General features: G+C 69.7%; 22 protein-coding genes. 11 read left to right on the top strand and 11 right to left on the bottom strand.

Features of this window, described 5'->3' with window-relative positions:
• The first annotated feature begins 249 nt into the window (after nt 1-249).
• Nucleotides 250-1128: a PPK2 family polyphosphate kinase gene (locus tag ACU5E9_RS07050; RefSeq protein ID WP_456812907.1), complete on the top strand. Its 879-nt coding sequence runs from the start codon at nt 250-252 to the stop codon at nt 1126-1128.
• Nucleotides 1129-1185: 57 nt separating this feature from the next.
• On the opposite strand, the gene ACU5E9_RS07045 is transcribed toward ACU5E9_RS07050, so the two are convergent.
• The 3 genes from ACU5E9_RS07045 to ACU5E9_RS07035 all read right to left on the bottom strand — a co-directional run bounded on the left by ACU5E9_RS07045 (nt 1186) and on the right by ACU5E9_RS07035 (nt 2557).
• On the bottom strand, nt 1186-1611 hold the full coding sequence (locus tag ACU5E9_RS07045; protein WP_456812906.1) for a VOC family protein: 426 nt from the start codon (nt 1609-1611) through the stop codon (nt 1186-1188).
• Between the two features lie 32 nt (nt 1612-1643).
• Nucleotides 1644-2045 carry a cupin domain-containing protein gene (locus ACU5E9_RS07040; RefSeq protein ID WP_456812905.1) on the bottom strand — a complete coding sequence of 134 codons (402 nt, stop codon included), beginning with the start codon at nt 2043-2045 and terminating at the stop codon, nt 1644-1646.
• 119 nt (nt 2046-2164) lie between these two features.
• Nucleotides 2165-2557 (bottom strand): hypothetical protein, encoded by a 393-nt coding sequence (locus ACU5E9_RS07035; RefSeq protein ID WP_456812904.1) that lies wholly within the window; start codon nt 2555-2557, stop codon nt 2165-2167.
• Nucleotides 2558-2701: 144 nt separating this feature from the next.
• On the opposite strand from ACU5E9_RS07035, the gene ACU5E9_RS07030 reads away from it, so the two are divergent.
• Together ACU5E9_RS07030 and ACU5E9_RS07025 are read left to right on the top strand one after the other, a co-directional pair.
• The gene (locus tag ACU5E9_RS07030; RefSeq protein ID WP_456812903.1) at nt 2702-3706 is read left to right on the top strand and encodes an aldo/keto reductase; all 1005 of its coding nucleotides are present in this window, start codon (nt 2702-2704) and stop codon (nt 3704-3706) included.
• A gap of 151 nt (nt 3707-3857) precedes the next feature.
• Entirely contained in the window at nt 3858-4079 is a 222-nt protein-coding gene (locus ACU5E9_RS07025) for a hypothetical protein (RefSeq protein ID WP_456812902.1), read from the top strand.
• Nucleotides 4080-4116: 37 nt separating this feature from the next.
• Here ACU5E9_RS07025 and ACU5E9_RS07020 read toward each other — a convergent pair whose 3' ends face one another.
• On the bottom strand, nt 4117-4335 hold the full coding sequence (locus ACU5E9_RS07020; RefSeq protein ID WP_456812901.1) for a hypothetical protein: 219 nt from the start codon (nt 4333-4335) through the stop codon (nt 4117-4119).
• Between the two features lie 475 nt (nt 4336-4810).
• On the opposite strand from ACU5E9_RS07020, the gene ACU5E9_RS07015 reads away from it, so the two are divergent.
• The 3 genes from ACU5E9_RS07015 (at nt 4811) to ACU5E9_RS07005 (ending at nt 8832) form a co-directional block, all read left to right on the top strand.
• Nucleotides 4811-5881 carry an extracellular solute-binding protein gene (locus ACU5E9_RS07015; protein WP_456812900.1) on the top strand — a complete coding sequence of 357 codons (1071 nt, stop codon included), beginning with the start codon at nt 4811-4813 and terminating at the stop codon, nt 5879-5881.
• Between the two features lie 74 nt (nt 5882-5955).
• Nucleotides 5956-6966: an ABC transporter ATP-binding protein gene (locus ACU5E9_RS07010; protein WP_456812899.1), complete on the top strand. Its 1011-nt coding sequence runs from the start codon at nt 5956-5958 to the stop codon at nt 6964-6966.
• Nucleotides 6967-6975: 9 nt separating this feature from the next.
• Nucleotides 6976-8832, top strand: a complete 1857-nt coding sequence (locus ACU5E9_RS07005; RefSeq protein WP_456812898.1) for an ABC transporter permease — start codon at nt 6976-6978, stop codon at nt 8830-8832.
• A gap of 123 nt (nt 8833-8955) precedes the next feature.
• On the opposite strand, the gene ACU5E9_RS07000 is transcribed toward ACU5E9_RS07005, so the two are convergent.
• Nucleotides 8956-9387 carry a hypothetical protein gene (locus tag ACU5E9_RS07000; RefSeq protein ID WP_456812897.1) on the bottom strand — a complete coding sequence of 144 codons (432 nt, stop codon included), beginning with the start codon at nt 9385-9387 and terminating at the stop codon, nt 8956-8958.
• A gap of 194 nt (nt 9388-9581) precedes the next feature.
• On the opposite strand from ACU5E9_RS07000, the gene ACU5E9_RS06995 reads away from it, so the two are divergent.
• Nucleotides 9582-10286 (top strand): hemerythrin domain-containing protein, encoded by a 705-nt coding sequence (locus ACU5E9_RS06995; RefSeq protein WP_456812896.1) that lies wholly within the window; start codon nt 9582-9584, stop codon nt 10284-10286.
• A gap of 9 nt (nt 10287-10295) precedes the next feature.
• On the opposite strand, the gene ACU5E9_RS06990 is transcribed toward ACU5E9_RS06995, so the two are convergent.
• Nucleotides 10296-10538: a hypothetical protein gene (locus tag ACU5E9_RS06990; protein ID WP_456812895.1), complete on the bottom strand. Its 243-nt coding sequence runs from the start codon at nt 10536-10538 to the stop codon at nt 10296-10298.
• Nucleotides 10539-10886: 348 nt separating this feature from the next.
• On the opposite strand from ACU5E9_RS06990, the gene ACU5E9_RS06985 reads away from it, so the two are divergent.
• Nucleotides 10887-11363, top strand: a complete 477-nt coding sequence (locus ACU5E9_RS06985) for a hypothetical protein (protein ID WP_456812894.1) — start codon at nt 10887-10889, stop codon at nt 11361-11363.
• A gap of 78 nt (nt 11364-11441) precedes the next feature.
• Here ACU5E9_RS06985 and ACU5E9_RS06980 read toward each other — a convergent pair whose 3' ends face one another.
• Together ACU5E9_RS06980 and ACU5E9_RS06975 are read right to left on the bottom strand one after the other, a co-directional pair.
• Complete coding sequence (locus tag ACU5E9_RS06980) at nt 11442-12458, bottom strand: aldo/keto reductase (RefSeq protein WP_456812893.1); 1017 nt, start codon at nt 12456-12458, stop codon at nt 11442-11444.
• 102 nt (nt 12459-12560) lie between these two features.
• Nucleotides 12561-12845, bottom strand: a complete 285-nt coding sequence (locus tag ACU5E9_RS06975; protein WP_456812892.1) for a glutaredoxin family protein — start codon at nt 12843-12845, stop codon at nt 12561-12563.
• A gap of 73 nt (nt 12846-12918) precedes the next feature.
• Here ACU5E9_RS06975 and ACU5E9_RS06970 point away from each other — a divergent pair, with 73 nt between their 5' ends.
• Complete coding sequence (locus tag ACU5E9_RS06970; protein WP_456812891.1) at nt 12919-13173, top strand: hypothetical protein; 255 nt, start codon at nt 12919-12921, stop codon at nt 13171-13173.
• 82 nt (nt 13174-13255) lie between these two features.
• On the opposite strand, the gene ACU5E9_RS06965 is transcribed toward ACU5E9_RS06970, so the two are convergent.
• Entirely contained in the window at nt 13256-14533 is a 1278-nt protein-coding gene (locus ACU5E9_RS06965) for an MFS transporter (RefSeq protein WP_456812890.1), read from the bottom strand.
• Nucleotides 14534-14929: 396 nt separating this feature from the next.
• Between ACU5E9_RS06965 and ACU5E9_RS06960 the strand changes: the two genes are divergently transcribed.
• Both ACU5E9_RS06960 and ACU5E9_RS06955 read left to right on the top strand, forming a co-directional pair.
• Nucleotides 14930-15319, top strand: a complete 390-nt coding sequence (locus tag ACU5E9_RS06960; protein WP_456812889.1) for a hypothetical protein — start codon at nt 14930-14932, stop codon at nt 15317-15319.
• Complete coding sequence (locus ACU5E9_RS06955) at nt 15316-16959, top strand: FAD-dependent monooxygenase (RefSeq protein ID WP_456812888.1); 1644 nt, start codon at nt 15316-15318, stop codon at nt 16957-16959. Before ACU5E9_RS06960 ends, ACU5E9_RS06955 begins: the two co-directional genes overlap by 4 nt.
• Before the next feature lie 54 nt (nt 16960-17013).
• Here the strand turns inward: ACU5E9_RS06955 and ACU5E9_RS06950 are convergent, their stop codons facing one another.
• Together ACU5E9_RS06950 and ACU5E9_RS06945 are read right to left on the bottom strand one after the other, a co-directional pair.
• Nucleotides 17014-17442: a nitroreductase/quinone reductase family protein gene (locus ACU5E9_RS06950; RefSeq protein WP_456812887.1), complete on the bottom strand. Its 429-nt coding sequence runs from the start codon at nt 17440-17442 to the stop codon at nt 17014-17016.
• 297 nt (nt 17443-17739) lie between these two features.
• Nucleotides 17740-18252 (bottom strand): winged helix-turn-helix transcriptional regulator, encoded by a 513-nt coding sequence (locus tag ACU5E9_RS06945; protein WP_456812886.1) that lies wholly within the window; start codon nt 18250-18252, stop codon nt 17740-17742.
• Nucleotides 18253-18373: the final 121 nt, after the last annotated feature.

The following is an 18373-nucleotide window of genomic DNA, read 5'->3' as shown; positions in this document are numbered from 1 at the left end:
GGACCGGAGGGCTACGGCACGAGGCGCTGCGTAATCCGCCCGTGACCGCTGAATGCGGCCACGACTCACGCCACAACGGATGCGCACAGAGCGTCGCGCGGGCCAGGCGCCGATTCGCGGTTTGCGCGCCACCCGCGACACGGCGTGTTGCCCGCGAACCTCGCGCGTTGCCGCCTGGCGTTCGCAGCGCACGCTCGACGGCCGCTGGCTGGCGGAGCAGAATGGCATGATCCGACGAAGGGAACAACAGTGGCCGCGAAGAGCAAGACCGCCCAGAAGCCCGCACCCACCTGGACGGACGAATCCAGCAACCAACTCAAGGTCACCCGCGGGTTCGTCCTTGGCGCGGTGGATCCCGGCTCCACGCCCGGGTTCGCCGGCAACAAGGCGGATGCGGAGGCCGGCGCGGCCGCCGTCGAAGAGTCGCTCTCGCACCAGCAGGAGATGCTCTTCGCCAACAGCCGCGAGGGCGACAACCGCAAGGTGCTGCTCATCCTGCAGGGCATGGACACCTCGGGCAAGGGCGGCATCGTGCGCCACGTCGTCGGCGCCGTTGACCCGCAGGGCGTGAGCCACGTGGCGTTCAAGGCGCCGACGAAGGCCGAGCTGCAGCACGACTTCCTCTGGCGCATCCGCCGCCACGTGCCCGGGCCGGGCATGATCGGCGTCTTCGACCGGTCGCACTATGAGGACGTGCTCATCGGCCGGGTCAAGCAACTCGCCCCGCCGGAGGAGATCGAGAAACGCTACGACCTCATCAACGCATTCGAGCAGGAGCTCGTCGACGACGACACCTTCGTGATCAAGGTGATGCTGCACATCAGCGCGGCGGAGCAGAAGGAGCGGCTGCTGGAGCGCCTCGAGCGCCCGGACAAATACTGGAAGTACAACCCGGGCGACATCGACGAGCGGATGCTCTGGCCCGGCTACCAGGCCGCGTACCAGACCGCCCTCGAGCGCACCTCCACGGCCGCCGCGCCCTGGCACGTGGTGCCCGCCGACCGCAAGTGGTACGCCCGACTCGCCGTGCGGCAGCTGCTGCACGAGGCGCTGGACGGCATGGTGCTCACCTGGCCGCCCGCCGACTTCGACGTGCTCGCCGAGCGGGCCCGCCTGGCCGCGTCCTGAGAGTGAGTTACGGACTTTCGGCCTTCCCGTGCGCAACGAAGGCCGAAAGTCCGTAACTCAGTCCTCGCTCGAAAGCTCCTGGAAGAGGGTGAGCTGGAGGCCGGCCGGGGCTTCGAGGCGCGCGTTGATCGACCGCCACGGGGTCTGGCGGGGTGTTGCGGTGAGCACCGCGCCGGCATCCACGAGCCGCCCGGTGGTCGCCGCGGTGTCGTCCACCTCGAACGCGACGCGCAGGCGGGCGCTGCGGCCGCCGTCGGTCTCGACCCGGTCGATCAGGCGCACCTGGGCCGGATTGGAGAGCTCCAGGGTGGCGATCCCGGCGTTCAGGATCACCACCCGGGCGTCATCCTCACCCTCGAAGGCGGCCTGCTCGGTCAACCCGAGCACATCGCGGTAGAAGGCGAGGGCGGCATCGAAGTCCTCGGTCTCAACGACGAGCCGTAGCTGCTTCACCGGGCTGGGGTGGTTCGTGGGTTCGCTCATGCCGAGGATGGTAGCCCCGCCGGGGGTGGTGCCTAGTGGCCGGCGAAGTCCTCGTCGGTGATGTGCTCGAGCCAGGTGGTCGTGGTCGCCGGATCGTCGCCGGCTTCGAGCATCGCGATGTGCTCCATGAAGCTGCCTCCGGATGCGGCGTGGAAGTGCTCCTCACCGGGCGGGGTGTAGAGCGTCTGGCCGGGGTGCACCTCGATGATGCTGCCGTCGCGGCTGCCGAACCGGGCGACGCCCTGGGTGACGCGGATGTACTGGCCGCGGGCGTGCGAGTGCCAAGCGGTGCGGGCGCCGGGGGCAAAGCGCACCGTGGCGACGGTCATCCGCTGGTCGTCGGTGTGCGGTGCGGCGATCAGGTCGAGCCACACGTCGCCGGCGAACTGCGCGGCCGGGTTCTTGGAGGTGGGGTTCTGGGGTTCGATGTTCATGCGTATTCTCCTCATTCGGCCGAAGGGGCGGGCCGTATCATCGACGTTACGGCTCGCTCGGCGCGGGTGGGAGGCCCCGTCAGAGTACCCCTGGCGGCGGGCCGGGCCGGATGTGGCGGCTACCGGAGCAGCTCGGCCAGGCTCGGGATGGCCAGGAACGGCATGTACTCGTTCCAGCCGAGGAAGAACGCGAACACCGCGTGGATCAGCGGAGCGGAGACCAGCGCCAGCGCGAGGTAGAGCACGGTGCGCCCGGCGCGCATCCGGAACACCGCAGGCGGCAGCGCGATCGTGACCAGCGCCGGCACCGGGTAGTAGATCCACCAGGGGAGACCCATCAGTGCGCCGTACCGCCCGAACAGCATCCCCAGCACCACCACCACGACGCAGACCACGGCGACCGACCGCCAGCGCTGCTGGAAGGCCTCACGGCCGAGGACGAGGCGCAGCACCACGGCGAACTCCGCCAGCGACACCGCGATCATGATGGGGAATCGCCAGTCGGTGTTCACGAGACCCTCAGCAATCGGTTCTCCCTCGGGTCGGTGTGCTCCCAGCATGGCGGCTCGAGCACGACAGCGGAAGAGCTCACAGGGGGAGCCGCGTACTGTTTACGGAGCAACTTTTCGACTGGAGGAACCATGCAGTATCGCGTTTTGGGTAGAACCGGCGTTCGGGTCAGCCCGCTCGTCCTGGGCGCCATGAACTTCGGCGCCCTCGGGAACACCGACCACGACGAGTCCATCGCGATCATCCATGCAGCGCTCGACGCCGGGATCAACCTCATCGACACGGCCGACAGCTACAGCGCGGGGGAGTCCGAGACCATAGTCGGCAAGGCCCTCGCCGGCCGGCGCGACAGTGTGGTCGTGGCGACCAAGGCCAACAACCCCATGGGCGACGGGACCAACGAGCGCGGCAGCTCCCGGCGCTGGCTCACCACCTCGGTCGACAACAGCCTGCGCCGGCTCGGCACGGACCGGATCGACCTGTTCCAGGTGCACCGCCCCGACTGGGACACCAGCGACGAGGAGACCCTGGGCGCGCTCACCGACCTGCAGCGCGCGGGCAAGATCCTCTCCTTCGGCAGTTCCACCTTCCCCGCCCACCGGATCGTGGAGGCGCAGTGGACGGCCAAGGAGCGCGGCCTGTCCCGGTACATGACCGAGCAGCCCGCCTATTCCATCCTGATGCGCGGCATCGAGCGGGACGTGTTGCCGGTCACGGAGCGGTACGGCATGGGCGTGCTCACCTGGAGTCCGCTGGCCAGCGGCTGGCTCACCGGCGCGATCACCGGCGACGGAGCGCCGACCGCCCGGGCCAAGTCGCTGCCGATGCTCTTCGACATGGCCGACCCGGCGAACCAGCGCAAGCTGGCGATCGTGCAGCAGCTCGCCGCCGTTGCCGAGCAGGCCGGGCTCACCATGATCCAGCTCGCGCTGGGCTTCGCCACCGCCCACCGCGCCGTCACTGCAGCCATCATCGGGCCGCGCACCATGACGCAGCTGCGCTCCCAGCTCGCCGGCCTCGACGTGGTGCTCGCACCGGATGTGCTCGACGCCATCGACCGGATCGCCCTGCCGGGCGTCGACGCGGCCCCGAACGACCGCTTCGAGGTTCCCGAGCCGGCCTTCGCCGAGGCTGCGCGCCGACGACGTTGATGCGCCGGTAGTCGACCCGATCCGCGAGTTGCCCCGATGCGGACGAGTTGCCCCCGTCTACCGGGGCAACTCGTCCGCAGGAGGGCAACTCGGGATTCGGCGACGCGGATTCGGCGACCCGCGATTCGGCGCCCCGGATTACATTGAGGAGATGGACTCTTCGATCCCGCGCCAGCGAAGGACGAAGCCGCGCAAGCGGTCGGGTGGCGGGCTCATCGCCCCGTTCGACGAGATCTTTCACCCGACCGCGCACACCGCGAACCTCATCTGGGAGGCCGAGCAGTCGACTCCCGCGCCGGCGCCCAACGCCGACGGCACCCGGCCCGACCTCACGAGCGGTCGCATCACCATCCACCTGGATGAGCGGAACTGACCGCTTTACGGAAGCTTGGCACCGCGCGGAAGCAGGACTAGGCGTCGGGCGGCGGCCGCAGCCGGTTCCGGATGGCGACGATCACCAGGGGAATGCAGCACAGGAACGCCAGCGCCGACAGAATGAACGCGAACCAGGCGGCCCGGCTGGATGCATCGGCCAGGAGTGCGAGGCCGGAGCCCAGAACGAGCGCCGTGCTCGTGACCAGGGCGCCGAGTTCGATCGACAGGTGCGGGCCGGTACCGCCTTCGCTCATGGGTCTACCTTCCTCGGCGTGGGCTGCTCAGTGCCCGTGCTCAACGGGGAATCTACCCCGCGATAAATCCCCGGTCACGGGCCAGGCGCGGCGGGGCTAGTCCTCATTTAGGGGGACATACAGATTCCGGGCCACCCCATAACGTGGGAGGACATTCGTTTTGGGGAGACAAAAATGAGCAGAGTCGCTCGGTATGTAACAGCGTCACGGGGGCCGATCGTCAGGCAGCACCGGCATTCCGGGTGACGTGACCCCAGCGAGCACCGCCGACATCGTCGCGGCTCGTGAGTTCAACCGGCGGAGTGCCCCACGGCATCCGCTGATGTACAGCAGGCAAACACGGGGCGAACAGTCGCCCGATCGGTAAGGGCCGGGTTTCGAGCCGACCTAACGTGAAGTGACGATTGCCGACACAGCAAACACGGCCGGTGAGCGCCCACGGCGCTTTCGCGGCCCAGGAAAAGGACGAACTCAAGTGAATAAGCGCACCTTCAAGACAGCCTCCGTCGCCACCATCATCCTCAGCACCATGGTCCTGGCGTCGTGCGCCTCGGCGGATGCCGGCGCAGAGGGCGGCGGGGACGCCGGCGGCACCCTGATCGTCTACACGAACTCCAACTCCGACGGACGCGGCGAATGGGTCACTGCGCAAGCCAAGGAGGCCGGCCTCGACATCGAGATCGTGGGCCTGGGCGGCGCCGACCTGGCCAACCGCATCGTGGCCGAGAAGAACAACCCCGTCGGCGACGTGGTGTTCGGGCTGAACAACATGTTCTTCGAGACCCTCAAGGCCGAAGAAGCCGTCACCGGTTACGAACCGGCCTGGGCCGGCGAGGTCGACCAGGAGTCCGGCGACCCGGAGGACGGCGTCTTCTGGCCGCTCGTGGAGCAGGCCATCGTCACGGTCTACGACACCAACAAGATCCCCGCCGCCGACGCCCCCACCGAGGTCGCCGACCTGTGGGAGGACTCCGCCTACGACGGTCGCTACGAAGTGAACACCGCGCTCGGCCAGGCCACCCCGCAGCTGGTGCTCGCCGGCCTGCTGGCGCCGTACCTCGACGAAGACGGCGACCTCGGCGTCTCCGACAAGGGCTGGGAGCAGGTGGAGGAGTACTTCGCGCACGGCTCACCGGCCGAGGAAGGCACCGACCTGTACGCCCGGATGGACCGCGGCGACGTGGACTTCGGCGTGCTGCCCTCCAGCGGCATCACCAGCCGTGACGCCGAGTACGGCACCAAGACCGGCGTGATCAGCCCGGCGGATGGCGTGCCGTACGTGACCGAGCAGATCGCCGTGATCGCCGGCACCCCGCGTCAGGATGCCGCCGAGGAGTTCATCGACTGGTTCGGCAGCGCCGAGACCCAGGGCGCGTTCGCGGCCGAGTTCGCGTCGTACCCGGTGAACGAGGAGGCCCGAGCCGAGGCGCTGCCCGAGGTTGTGGAGCTGATCGAGTCGCTGCCCAAGCAGGACATCGACTACGCCCTCACCCGTGAGAACATCGGCGCCTGGGTCGAGAAGACCGAGCTCGAGTACCTGCCGTAACTCGCAGCGCACACCCGCGCATCCGACCCGGGCGGCACCCGACGCCGCCGCTACCCGCAGTAGAAAGCATCATCATGATCAGGTTCGACGACATCGAAGTGACCTTCGGCGAGCACATCGCCATTCCGAAGCTGAACCTCGAGGTCGGGCAGGGTGAGTTCTTCACCCTGCTCGGCCCGTCGGGCTGCGGCAAGACCACGGCGCTGCGCACCCTCGCCGGGTTCATCGAACCCAGTGCTGGCGAGATCTACATCGACGGCAAGGCCGCCACCAAGCTGCCCAGCGAGAAGCGCAGTGTGGGCATGGTGTTCCAGAACTACGCCCTGTTCCCCAGCATGAGCGTGCGGGAGAACATCGCCTTCGGCCTCAAGGTGCGCAAGACCGGTCGCACCGAGACCGACCGGCTGGTCGACGAGATCGCCGCGCAGGTGGAACTCACCTCTGAGCAGCTGGCCAAGAACGTGTCCGAGCTCTCCGGCGGCCAGCAGCAGCGAGTGGCCATCGCCCGGGCGCTGGTGCTCAAGCCCCGGATTCTGCTGCTGGATGAACCGCTCTCTAACCTCGACGCCAAGCTGCGGGTGCAGCTGCGCGAGCAGCTCAAGAACCTGCAGCGGGAGCTGGGCATCACCACCGTCTACGTCACCCACGACCAGGAGGAAGCGCTCACCATGAGCGACCGGATCGCCGTGTTCAACCACGGTGTGGTCGAGCAGGTGGGCACGCCGGAGCAGATCTACAACCGCTCCGCCACCGAGTTCGTCGCCACCTTCGTGGGCGCGATGAACCGGCTCACCGGCGAGTTCATGCAGCAGATCCGGCACGCCGGCGGCAGCGCCCTGGCCCCGGACAAGAGCTCCTACCTGCGGTTGGAGAAGGTGGCGCTGGCCCCGCCGGCACACGGCGCATCCGTTCGGCTGGACGGCGTGATCGCGGACCGGGTCTACCAGGGCTCGCACAGCACCTACACGATCGACAGCCACGGCAGCCGCATCCGCGCGCTGGTGCCCGAGGGCGGCGCGCTGCCGCTGGCGCCGGGCAGTGCGGCGCAGCTGTACATCGACCCGACCGCGATCCTGCAGTACTAGGGGCGACGGATGCGTACCTCATCGTGGCGGGCGATGCTCCGCTCCCCGCTTGTCGTCATCGTGCTCGTGGTGCTGGTCTGGTTCGTGGCCACCTTCCTCGTGCTGCCCAACGCGACCCTGCTGATCAGCACGTTCTTCCCGGAGGGCAAGATCAGCTTCCGGGCGCTGGAGAAGCTGATCAGCTCCGAACGGGCGCTGAAGAGCCTCTGGCACAGCTTTGCGCTCGCCGCCACCCTCGCGGTGACGGTGAACGTGGTCGGCATCTTCATCGTGCTGGTGACGGACTACTTCAAGATCCGCGGTTCCCGGGTGCTCTGGCTCGGCTACGCGACCACCCTGATCTACGGCGGCATCGTGCTGGCCGCCGGCTACAACTTCATCTACGGCAAGAACGGGTTCATCACCAACGCGGTGCTCAACGTGTTCCCCGACATCGACCCGAACTGGTTCTCCGGCTACTTCGCCGTGGTTGTGGTGATGACCCTGGCCACCACCACGAACCACATGCTGTTCCTCGGGTCGTCGCTGGCGAAGATCGACTACCAGACCATCGAAGCCGCCCGCAATATGGGGGCCTCGACCTGGCGCATCCTCTGGCGGATCGTGCTGCCGGCGCTCCGGCCGATGATCTTCGCCGTCACCGTGCTCACCTTCCTCACCGGGCTCGGCGCGCTGACGGCACCGCTGGTGCTCGGCGGCACCGACTTCCAGACCATCGCCCCGATGATCCTCACCTTCTCCAAGAGCAGCGGCTCCCGCGACCTGGCGGCGCTGCTGGCGATCATCCTGGGCCTGGCCACGATCGTGCTGCTGGCGATGATGAACCGGGTGGAGAAGAGCGGCACCTACTTCTCGGTGGCCAAGGTGGCGACACCGCTGCAGAAGCAGCGCATCCGCAACCCGCTCGCGAACGTGCTCGTGCACGTGGCCGCGTATGTTCTGTTCGTGGTCTACGCGCTGCCGGTTGTGCTGATCGTGCTGTTCTCATTCCTCGAGTCCACCGCGATCAGTACCGGCACGATCACCTGGGATGCGTTCACGCTGGGCAACTACGCCACCGTGTTCGGCACCCCGTCGGTGCTGAAGCCGTTCGTGGTGAGCGTGGTTTACAGCGCGCTGGCGTCGCTGATCGTGGTGCTCGGGATGCTGTTCGTGGCGCGGGTGTTCCAGAAACACCGCAACCCCGTGACGGCGCTGCTGGAGTACCTGCTGCACATTCCGTGGATCCTGCCGACGATCCTCATCGCGCTGGCGCTGGTGATGACGTTCGACCGGCCCAACCCCCTGATCGGCGGGCAGGTGCTCACCGGCACCACGCTGCTGTTGCTGGTGGCGTACGTGATCATCAAGATCCCGTTCACCCTGCGGCTGCTCAAGGCGGCGTTCGCGTCGGTGCCCGAATCGCTCGAGGATGCCGCGCGCATCCTGGGCGCCGGCCCGCTGTTCACGCTGCGCACGGTGCTGGTGCCGCTGGTGCTGCCCACCGCGGCGGCGATCACGGCGCTGAACTTCAACAGCCTGCTGGATGATTACGACACCGCGGTCTTCCTCTACCACCCGCTCTACGAGCCGTTGGGACTGGCGATTCGGGCCAGCACCGAGGGCGAGAACAACCTCGACGCCATGTCGATCACCTTCGTGTACACGGTGTTGCTGATGATCATCATGGGCTTCACGATGTGGCTGGTCTACGGGCGCGGGGGAGCGTCGCAGCGGCGGCGCGGGTCGCGGCGCGGCAAGCCCCGGGCCGGTGTCGCTGTCGGCGCCGAGGTCCCCGGTCCGGGTGTCGCTGCGGCACCGCTGCCGGTCGCGGCGGCGGCCGTGGCGACAGTGTCACCCGCCCCCACTCCAGCGCCCCGGGCATAACTCCTGCAATATCTGGGGCGGCCCGGTCGGCGCCCCGGAATTCCGGGCATCCGTCGGTGGCAGGGGAAAAATAGCAGGAGTTGTGCAGTGGCGACGGATGTGGCCGGCCCAGGGGGACCCGGGTCAGGTGGCGTCGGGGGTGAGCCGGGCGGCCTCCTGTATCAGGGCGCGGAACGCATCCAGCTCGAGGGAGTCGATCGAGGCGAAATTGAGCGCGGCGGCGCCCATCTTCACCTTGCCGAGTTGCCCCTTGTAGTGCTGGATGAGGTTCTTGTCGTCCTTGGACGCGTTGACGTAGACGCTGAGGTTGTTCTTCTGCCGGGCCAGCCCCACGACGAACCACTCCACGGTGGGCTTCTTCGGGCGGGCGATCACGACGTGTCCATAGCCGATGATCTGCTGCTCGGTGCCGCCCCAGAACACGCCCTCCCACAGCTCGCGGGTGACCCCGGAAAAGATCGGGGCGATGACGGCGTCGAGCGCCCGGATGGAGTCGGCGTCGGGGCCCTCCAGGGTCGCGAGAAACTCGTCCACGTCTCGGCCGGTGAGCTCCATGGTCTTCTCCTTGCGTGCGGGTCGTAGTGGCATGTTAGCGAACGCCGCGCGCGGCGGGTGAGCATTGCGCGGGTCCGGCCGCTTCGCGCCCAGCGCGCCACCCGCGAACCGGATGTTCCCGGCGGCGCTCCCCTTGAAGGCCTTTCGTCGCGCGGATACAGTCCTAGCGTGTGATCTTCGACGAAGGAGGCACCATGCCTGCCACAGCGCTACCTTCCAGCGGCGACAGCCCCAACGACGAGTCCCGGGGCGGGGCGGTGAAGACTTGCGACGCGAGCGGCATGGCCGAGATCCATCGGATGTTCCGGGCCGGGTTCGGAGAGGGGCCGGCGCTGGTCGGGGGAGTTGCGGAGCGTGACGCCGACCAAGCCGAGATCGTCGGTGACTACCTCGCGATGCTTTCGATCGGGCTGCACGCGCACCACGAGGGCGAAGACACCATGCTGTGGGGCCGGCTGGAGAAGCGCGCGCCGTCGTGCGCGGCCCATGTGGCGCGGATGAAGGCGCAGCACGCCGAGATGCTCGTGCACCTCGAGGAGCTCGACGCCAGCCTGCCGGCCTGGCGGGCCAGCGGCCAGACCGCGGATGCGGCATCCGTCACGGCGGCCCTGGACGGAATCAACGCGGCGCTCGCCGTGCACCTGCCCGACGAGGAGACGAACATCGTGCCCGTGATGGAGACGGTGATCACCCCGCGGGAGGTGGACGCGCTCGCGGAGCACGGCCGTAAGTCCACGCCCAAGGGCAAGATGTTCGTCACGCTCGGCAGCATCCTCACCGCCCAGCCCGACGGCGGCGACACTTGGCAGCACGAGCACCTGCCGGCGCCGGTGCGGCTGCTCTGGCGACTCGTGGGCAAGTCCCGGTACGAGCGCTACCGGGCCACGCTGGTCAAGTAGGGCGGATGGTCAGCCCAGCGCGTAGAGCAGGTCCATGAACCACGGGAAGACCACGAACAGCAGGACCGGCCAGAGCAGCTCGATGGCCTTGACGATGACCACCACGGCGATGCCCAGGATCAGCGAGTAGCCCAGCACCGCGATGACGATCTGCGCGGCCGTGTAAGCCACCGCTTCGGAGCGCACATCGTGTACGTCGTCGAAGATCTCCAGCCCGTCGGTCTCGGTCGAGTCCTGGAATGTCGTGTTCATCTGTACCCCCGGGGTGAAGACTACCGGTGCTCGAGTGACTGCTGGTGGGAGGGACCGGCGCAGGGTCAGGAGAACTGGGGCTGGCCGGCTTGTGCCGTGCCTCACACCGTACTCCCGGGCCCCGGGCGGTTCAACGGGCAGCCGATGGGCCGTAAGTCGGCGAGCCCACCGGGACGAGCGACGGATGCCTGTGCGGAAGTGCCGCGCGGGGCTTCCGGTTGCGGGAAGCACCGGCGTAGCGTTGGAGGCAGAGCGGAAGGCGGCCGCCGGTGCACGCGACCGTGGCCGGAACATCAGCACCGCGGCGCCGGGACCCGGGCAGGTGCCGGCGCTCAATGAGGAGCAGAGATGAACGTCAAGGACGCGTTCACTGCCGAGGAATGGCAAGTCGTGGGCGCCGCACCGTTCCTCGTGGGCATGTACCTGGTGGGAGTGACCCCCAGCGGGCCGATCGTGATCGTGCGGGAGATGCTGACCGCGGAGAAGGCCGTGGCGCTCGAGGCCGCGCTGCCGGATGGCTTGCCCCTCGTGAAGGAGATCGAGGCCGACCTGCGGTCCCAGGTGCTCACCCGCGACTTCGGCCGGATCAGCGGAGCGGCCGACACCCAGGCTCGGGTGCTGCACGAACTGGCGCATGCCCTGGCCCTGGTCGGCCGGCTCGCGCCGACGATGGACTCGGCATACCGGGCCTGGCTGTACCGGTTGGCCGAGAAGCTGGTGCGAGTGATGCCGGAACCCGGGGCACACAGCTCGGGCCGGCAGCTCAGCGACCCCGAAGCGGCGGCCTTGATCCACCTCGCGACCACGCTCGGAGTGCCCCGCTGACGCGCCGCCTGGTCGGCGGGAAGCCGTCGGCGGCGCTTGCCTGTGCCGACCTCGAGTCAGACAGGCAAGCGCCCACGGTCAGCGGCGGCGGGCCGCCGGGGTGAGCTCGGTGGCGCCGTAGCTGTTGTCGTCGGGGTTCATCGTGACACCGGGCGCGACCAGCTCGTCGATGCGGTCCAGGATGTCGGCGGACAGTTTCACGTCGGCCGCCGGCAGCTGCGAGACCAGCTGCTCCATCGTGCGCGGGCCGATGATCGCCGAGGTGATGCCGGGGTGGTTGATCACGAACGCGAGCGCCAGTTCGATCAGGGTGATGCCGGCCTCGTCGGCGACCTGGGCGAGGGCGTCGACCACCTCGAGCTTCTGCTGGTTGGCCACGCTCGTCATGTCGAAGCGGGCGCTGGGGCGGTTGGCCGAGGTGGGAGTCGGCGCGGCGTCCTTGCGCCACTTGCCGGAAAGCCAGCCGCCGGCAAGGGGGCTGTAGCTGAGCGTGCCCATGCCGTAACGCTGGGCGGTGGGCAGCACATCCGCTTCGATGCCGCGCACAAGGATCGAGTACGGCGGCTGCTCGGTGACGAACCGGGCCAGGTTGCGCTCACGCGAAACGACCTGGGCTTCGACGATCTGGCTACCGGAGTAGGACGACGAGCCGATGTAGCGCACCTTGCCCTGGCGTACCAGGTCGGTGAGGGCGCCCAGGGTCTCATCAACATCCATCAGCGCACTCGGCCGGTGCACCTGGTACAGGTCGAGGTAGTCGGTGCCGAGCCGGCGCAGCGAGCTCTCCACCGCCTGCATGATGTACCGGCGCGACCCGCCGCCGTGGTTGGGGCCCTCGCCCATGGGCATAAAGAACTTGGTGGCCAGCACGACCTCGTCCCGGCGCCCCTTCAGGGCCTGCCCGACGATCTCCTCGGACCCGCCGCCGGAATAGACGTCGGCGGTGTCGACGAAGTTGATGCCGGCATCGAGGGCATGGTGGATGACGCGGATCGAGTCCGCGAGGTCCTTGTTGCCCCAGTCGCCGAACATCATCGTGCCGAGGCACAGGGGGCTGACTTCAACTCCGGTGCGTCCCAGGAGGCGGTAATCCATGGTGGTGGTCCTTTCGGTCGTGCGTGTGGCGGTGCACCCAGTCAACGCCACCCGCAGCATCCGTGGGAGATCCCGTTAGGGCCCCCCTCACCGCCAACGAGGTTAGATGGAGCCGAGCGCGGTGAGCTTGGCGCGCACGTCGGCGTCGCTGGGCTCAACCAGGTGGGTGTTGTCGGCGAAGACGATCACGGGGATCTGGGTGCGGCCGCTGATGGCCAGGGCCCGGTCCGCGCCGTCCGGCACGCTCTCGAGGTCAACGTAGTCGTAGGCGACGCCGAGACCGTCGAGCAGCTTCTTCGAACGGCGGCAATCGCGGCACCATTCGGCTCCGAACATCGTGAGTGGGGCGTCTGCTGCGGGTGTGGCGGAGGTCTCTGGTGCGGTCATCCGTCGAGTTTAGGTGACCTGTGCCGGGATGTGCTTGACTCAACTAATAAATCCTCAGCTCAAGGAGTTCTGCGTGAAGCGCCGTACCCTCATCGTGATCGGCTTGGTCCTGAGCAGCGTGCTCTGCGTGGCGGCGACGGCCTACCTGGTGGCGCTGGGTGCCCGCATCGACACGCAGACCATCCCGCTGAGCCCCGGTCAGACCTATCTGGGCGGCGGCGGCCTGATCCTCGGTGTGCTGGGGCTGGCCTGGTGCCTCGGTCTGGCGCTGCGGCGCGGGGACCCGGCCGTCGGTGTTCCGGCCGACGGTGAGATGCCTGCCGAGTAGACGGCTCAGGGTTGGGCGGCGAATTGCCTGCCGAGTAGACGGCTCAGGGCGCGGCGGCGAATTGCCCGCCGAGTAGACGGGTTCAGGGCGCGGCGGCGAGTTCCGGTTCGTCGCGAGGCGCGGCATCCGGCGTGCCCGCACGCACCCGGGTGGACAGCACCGGTGCGAACAGCACCACCAGCAGTCCGGCCAGCGGCACGACGAGGAGGCCGTAGCGCAGCGCGGAGAGGTCGGCGATGAACCCGACGATGGGCGGCGACACCAGGAAGCCGAGGCGCAGCAGCCAGGCGACGATGGTGAGGCCGGTTCCGGTGCGGAAGCCGGGCAGTTCGTCGGCGGCGTGCATCGCGGCGGGGATGAGCGTGGCCACGCCGAACCCGGCCAGGCCGAAGCCCACGATGATACCCGCGACGGACGGGAAGGCGAGCGCGGTGCCCATGCCGAGGAACACGATGGCGCCGCCGGTGCGGGCGACGGCGCGCTGGCCGAACCTGTCCACGAACCGGTCGCCGAGCATCCTCCCGATGAATTGCATGCCCTGCAACGCGATGAAGCCGAACCCGGCGAGCAGGGCGGATGTGCCGAGCGAGTCGGACAGGAAGATGGCCGACCAGGTGGCGCCGGCGTCTTCGACGAGGGCGCCGGAGGCGGCGATGATCACCAGGGCGCCGAGCACGAGCCACTTGCCCAGGCGGCCGAAAGAGCGGGCCGGGGTGGCGTCGGTGGGGCGGGCCGCGGCAGGTTCGGCGGCTTCGGTCGGTTCGGCGGGCTCGGCGCCGGGCAGCAGAGACCGGTAGGCCACCAGGGCGAACATGCTGAAGGTGACCGCGGAGACCAGGAGATGGGTGCCGCGTGGCACATCGAGTTGGGCGGCGGCGGCGCCGAGCAGGCCGCCGGTGACGGCGCCGATGCTCCAGACCGCGTGGAAGGAGTTGAGGATGCTGCGCTGGTAGAGGCGCTGCACCCGCAGGCCGTGCGAGTTCTGGGCGACGTCGGTGATGGAGTCCATCGCGCCGGCGAGGAAGATGCCGGCCGCGAGGGCCGCCCAGCCGGGGGCGATGCCGGCGAGGATGAGCCCGACCGCGGTGAGGATCGTGGAGACCACGGCCACCCGGGATGACCGGAACCGGCGGATGAGCATGCCGGCGGCGAGCCCTGCGATGAGCGCGCCGAGCGGGAAGGCCGCGACGGCGAGCCCGAACTCGGCGTTGCTGAGACCGAGGTCGGCCTTGATCGCCGGGTACCGGGGGATCAGGTTGGCGAAGAGCGCCCCATTGGTGAAGAACAGCACGGCGACGGCGGTGCGGGCGCGGCGCACGGACACGTCGGGGCGGGGGATGGGGCGAGCGGGAGGCGTCATTGCGTCGGCGGACTTTCTCGGTGCGTCTGGTCTATAGGGGTGCGGGCGGTCTGCGCGGGCGCACCTCGTCAAGCTTGGCACGGATACCGCTACGCGAGCGATTCGTGGGGTCCGAGGGCGTGGACGCGGGCTATCTGCGGATGCGGATGCGGATGCGTGGATGTGCGTCGCGGCACTGCTTCGTCTCGGTGGCACGTGTTCGAACACGTGCCGCGGTGACGAACACGTGCCACGGGAGCGAACACGTGCCACGGAGACGGACATGTGCCGCGGGACAGAGCGCGTGCCGCGGGGCACACCCCGGGGCACTTCCCTGCGCTGGTGCTGCTGCCTATGCTGGCAGCGTCTGTGCAGGATGCAGCGCGGCCCCGGCGGCTGCGCGTAGGGAGGCACGCCGTGACCGATGACACCACCGACAAGACGGGCGGCGGCCCCACCACCGCGCCGACCGACACGAACGACTTCGACCTCGCGGACAAACCCCCGCGGTCGACCCCGGTGTCCGTGGCGGCCGGGGCCAAGCCAGGGCTCACGCACGACCAGCGCGGCGTGTACCCGTGGGACGGCGCCGGAAAGGCGGAGGAGTACGCCCGTGCGCTCTGGCGGGTGCTCGCCCTGGTCAGCGTGCCCGGTTCGATCCACTACCGGGTGCTGCCGCGGATGCGCCGGGACGAGTTCGTGCGCGACCCCGGCGCGTTCGGCAGCACCCGCGTCGCCATCGGACCGGACTGGTGGCGGGCGGCGCAACCGGTCTCGGTCACGGGCCGGGTGCGCGAACCCGTATGACCCAGTTCGACGTCGATGTGCTCGTGGTGGGCGCGGGCACCACCGGACTCACCCTCGCGTTGCAGGCGCACGACCATGGTGCCCGGGTGCGCATCGTGGAGCGGCGGCGCGAGGAGTTCCGGGCCTCGCGGGCCACGGTGATGCATCCGCGCACCCTCGAACTGCTGCGCCCGCTGGGGGTGACGGATGCCCTGCTCGCGCGCGGGAACACAAAACCGGAGGTGCGCCTGCACCTCCAGACCCGGGTGGTGCCGGTGTCGCTCGAGCAACTCGACCTGCCCGGCACCGAATTCCCGCACCTGCTGCTGATTCGCCAGGCCGACGTGGAGGCGGCGCTCGCCGCGGCGCTCGCCGAGCGGGGCGTGAGCGTGGAACGCGGCACCGAGCTGGTGCGCCTGGCGCGCCTGCGGCACGGCGGGGCACGGGCGGTGCTGCGGCGCGGCAACGGTGAGCCCGACGAGAACCTGCTCTGCCGCTACCTGGCCGGCTGCGACGGCGCGGCCAGCCTGGTGCGCCGCTCGGTGGGCGGCTGGCTCGGCGGCGACTTCGGGGAGGACGCGGTCATCGCCGATCTCGAACTCGGCGCCCCGAACCCGCCCGCCGCACCCGTCACCCTTGACCCGGAGTTCGCACATGTGGTGGTCGGCCGGCGCGGGCTGGTGATCCTGTTCAACATCGGCGAACGGGCCACCTGGCGGATGCTCGCCACCCGCCGGGCCGGCCCGGTGCGGGAGCCGGTCGGCCAACCCGGCCCGCCCGTTCCGCGCCAGGCGCTGCAGGGGCTGCTCGACGACAGCGGCTTGCCCGCGCGCATTGAGGAGGTCGCCTGGTCGGCGCAGGTGCGGTTGCAGCACCGGATCGCCAGCCGGTTCAGCCGCGGTCCGCTGTTCATCGCCGGCGACGCCGCCCACGTGCATTCGCCGGCCGGTGCGCAGGGCATGAATGCCGGCATCCACGACGCCGTCAACCTCGGCTGGAAGCTGGGTTTCGCCTCGGCGGCCGGCCGCCGAGCAGGTCTGCGGACGTCGGGCATCCCGGCCGGCCTGCCCGGCTCGGCCCTGCTGGACTCCTACGCCCAGGAGCGCCGCCCCGCGGACCTGGCCGTGCTGCGGCTGACCCGGGTGATGCACTGGGCCGAGGCGAGTGTGCATCCGCTGGCCCAACTGGGCCGGGCAGTGCTCGTGCCCGCCGCCGCGCCGTTGCTGCCCTGGCTCACCCGGCGGCGCCGGTTGACGCGAGCCGGGGTGCGCACCCTCGCCCAGTTCCGGCTGCGGTATCCGCGCAGCGCGCTGTCGGTGGACGTGCAGGCGTCGCTGGTCCCGGTGCGTGGCGGCCTGGCCCGGCGGGGCCTCAAGCCGGGCTCCCGGGTGGCCGACACCCTGGTGCGGTGCGAGGGCCGCCGGGTGCGTGCGCACGAGCTGATGGCGACGCCGGGCGTGCACATCTTTCTGCAGGCCGGTGCCCGCGAGATGCCGGAGCGGCTGCGCGTGCCGTTCGTGCACGTGCACCGGCTCGACGACCGTCCGGGCACCGGGATGCTCGTGGTGCGGCCGGATGGTTACGCGGCGGTGCGCGCACCGGTGCTCGACGAACGCCGGTTGGAGGCCTGGCTGCGGTTGGTCGGGCTGCTCGAACGCTGACCTGGTCGGCCGCGTGCCAGTCGGTGCTGGTCGGCCGGGCGGGCGGCCGGGCGCTCAGCCGCGAACGGGCGGTCCGGTGGGCTCCAGCCGGAAGATCGGGTGGTCGGCCGGGTTGGGCAGCTCGGCCAGGAACGCCGGCGCCCGCCGGCCCAGGCGCTCGAGGTAGGACGCGACCACGAGCTGGTGTTCGGCGCCGCGCAGCTCGGTGGCCAGGTGTGGCTGTCGGTGCCAGCGGATGCGCAGCTCGCACCGCCCGGCGACCCGGAGGTTCCGGACCCACTGCGTCTCACCGCGGCCGGCGATGACATAGGTGTCGCCGCCGAAGTGGAACGGGCCGACCGGAATGCTGATCTCCCGCCCGCTGATCCGGCCCCGCACGATGAGGGTCGGGCGGCCGATGGCACGGGCGATCGGATTGACGACGTGCTGCATCAGGAAGCCCGGCGGGATGTACCCGCCCAGCCCGATCGAGGTTTCGCTCATGGTGTGGCTCCTTCCCGGTTCGGTCGACGGTGGGGACGCATCCGCCCTACGCCGGACACGGTACTGCCGCCGCCGCAACACCGAAAGGGACTTGCGCGGCCCGGCCGCGGTCATCCCGTGCATAACTCCTGCTGAATTCCCATCCGACGGCCGGCCGGCCCGGAAAGACGCGGGCACCGGGGTGGCTGCGCAGGAAATTGCAGGAGTTGTGCACGGTTCAGGCGTTGCCCGCCGACCCCGCCATCGAGGCGCTCGCGCTCGCGGAGGGCGCCGACCTCACCTCGGAAGGTGACACCGTCAACCCTCCGCCACGCTGAGCCCGGGGCGGGCCAGCGGGCGGATGGGCCCGATGTCCGGGTCGTTCTCGCCGGGGCCGGGCACGATGGCGATGTCCTCCAGCGGAACCACGGCGCCGTCGGCGGTGACGAACGCGATCGCGGTGGCCTCGCCGGTCTCGGCGTGCTGGTAGAGCCGGCTCGGGCCGTGGCCGGAGGGCCGGTGTTCGTTGCCCCATTGGGCGAGCGCGCCGAGCACCGGGAGCAGGGCATCGCCGGCGGCGGTGAGGTGGTAGTCGAAGCGTTCGCGGGCGCCGGGCTCCCGGTAGCCGCGGCGTTCGAGCACGCCGGCCTCCACGAGGGAGCCCAGCCGGGAGGTGAGGATGTCGGTGGGAATGCCGAGCACCCGCCGGAAATCGCTGAATCGGGTGCGGCCACGGAAGCACTCCCGCACGATCAGGATCGTCCACCGGTCGCCCAGCACCTGCATGGTGCGGGCGATCGAGCAACGCAGGTCGGAACTGTCCATGGTCATGTCCCCATCCTACCTTGACTTGGATTAACCAACCCAGCCTGCTAGCGTGGCGGGACGGCAGCCATCCGGCCGCCGGCCCTGCAATGGCGCGGCGCATCCGTCACCTCGCCGGCCCCACCCG

Source organism: Cryobacterium sp. AP23 (assembly GCF_054075385.1).
Note: the sequence above shows the minus strand (reverse complement) of the source record. Positions and strands in the feature narration are given on the sequence as shown.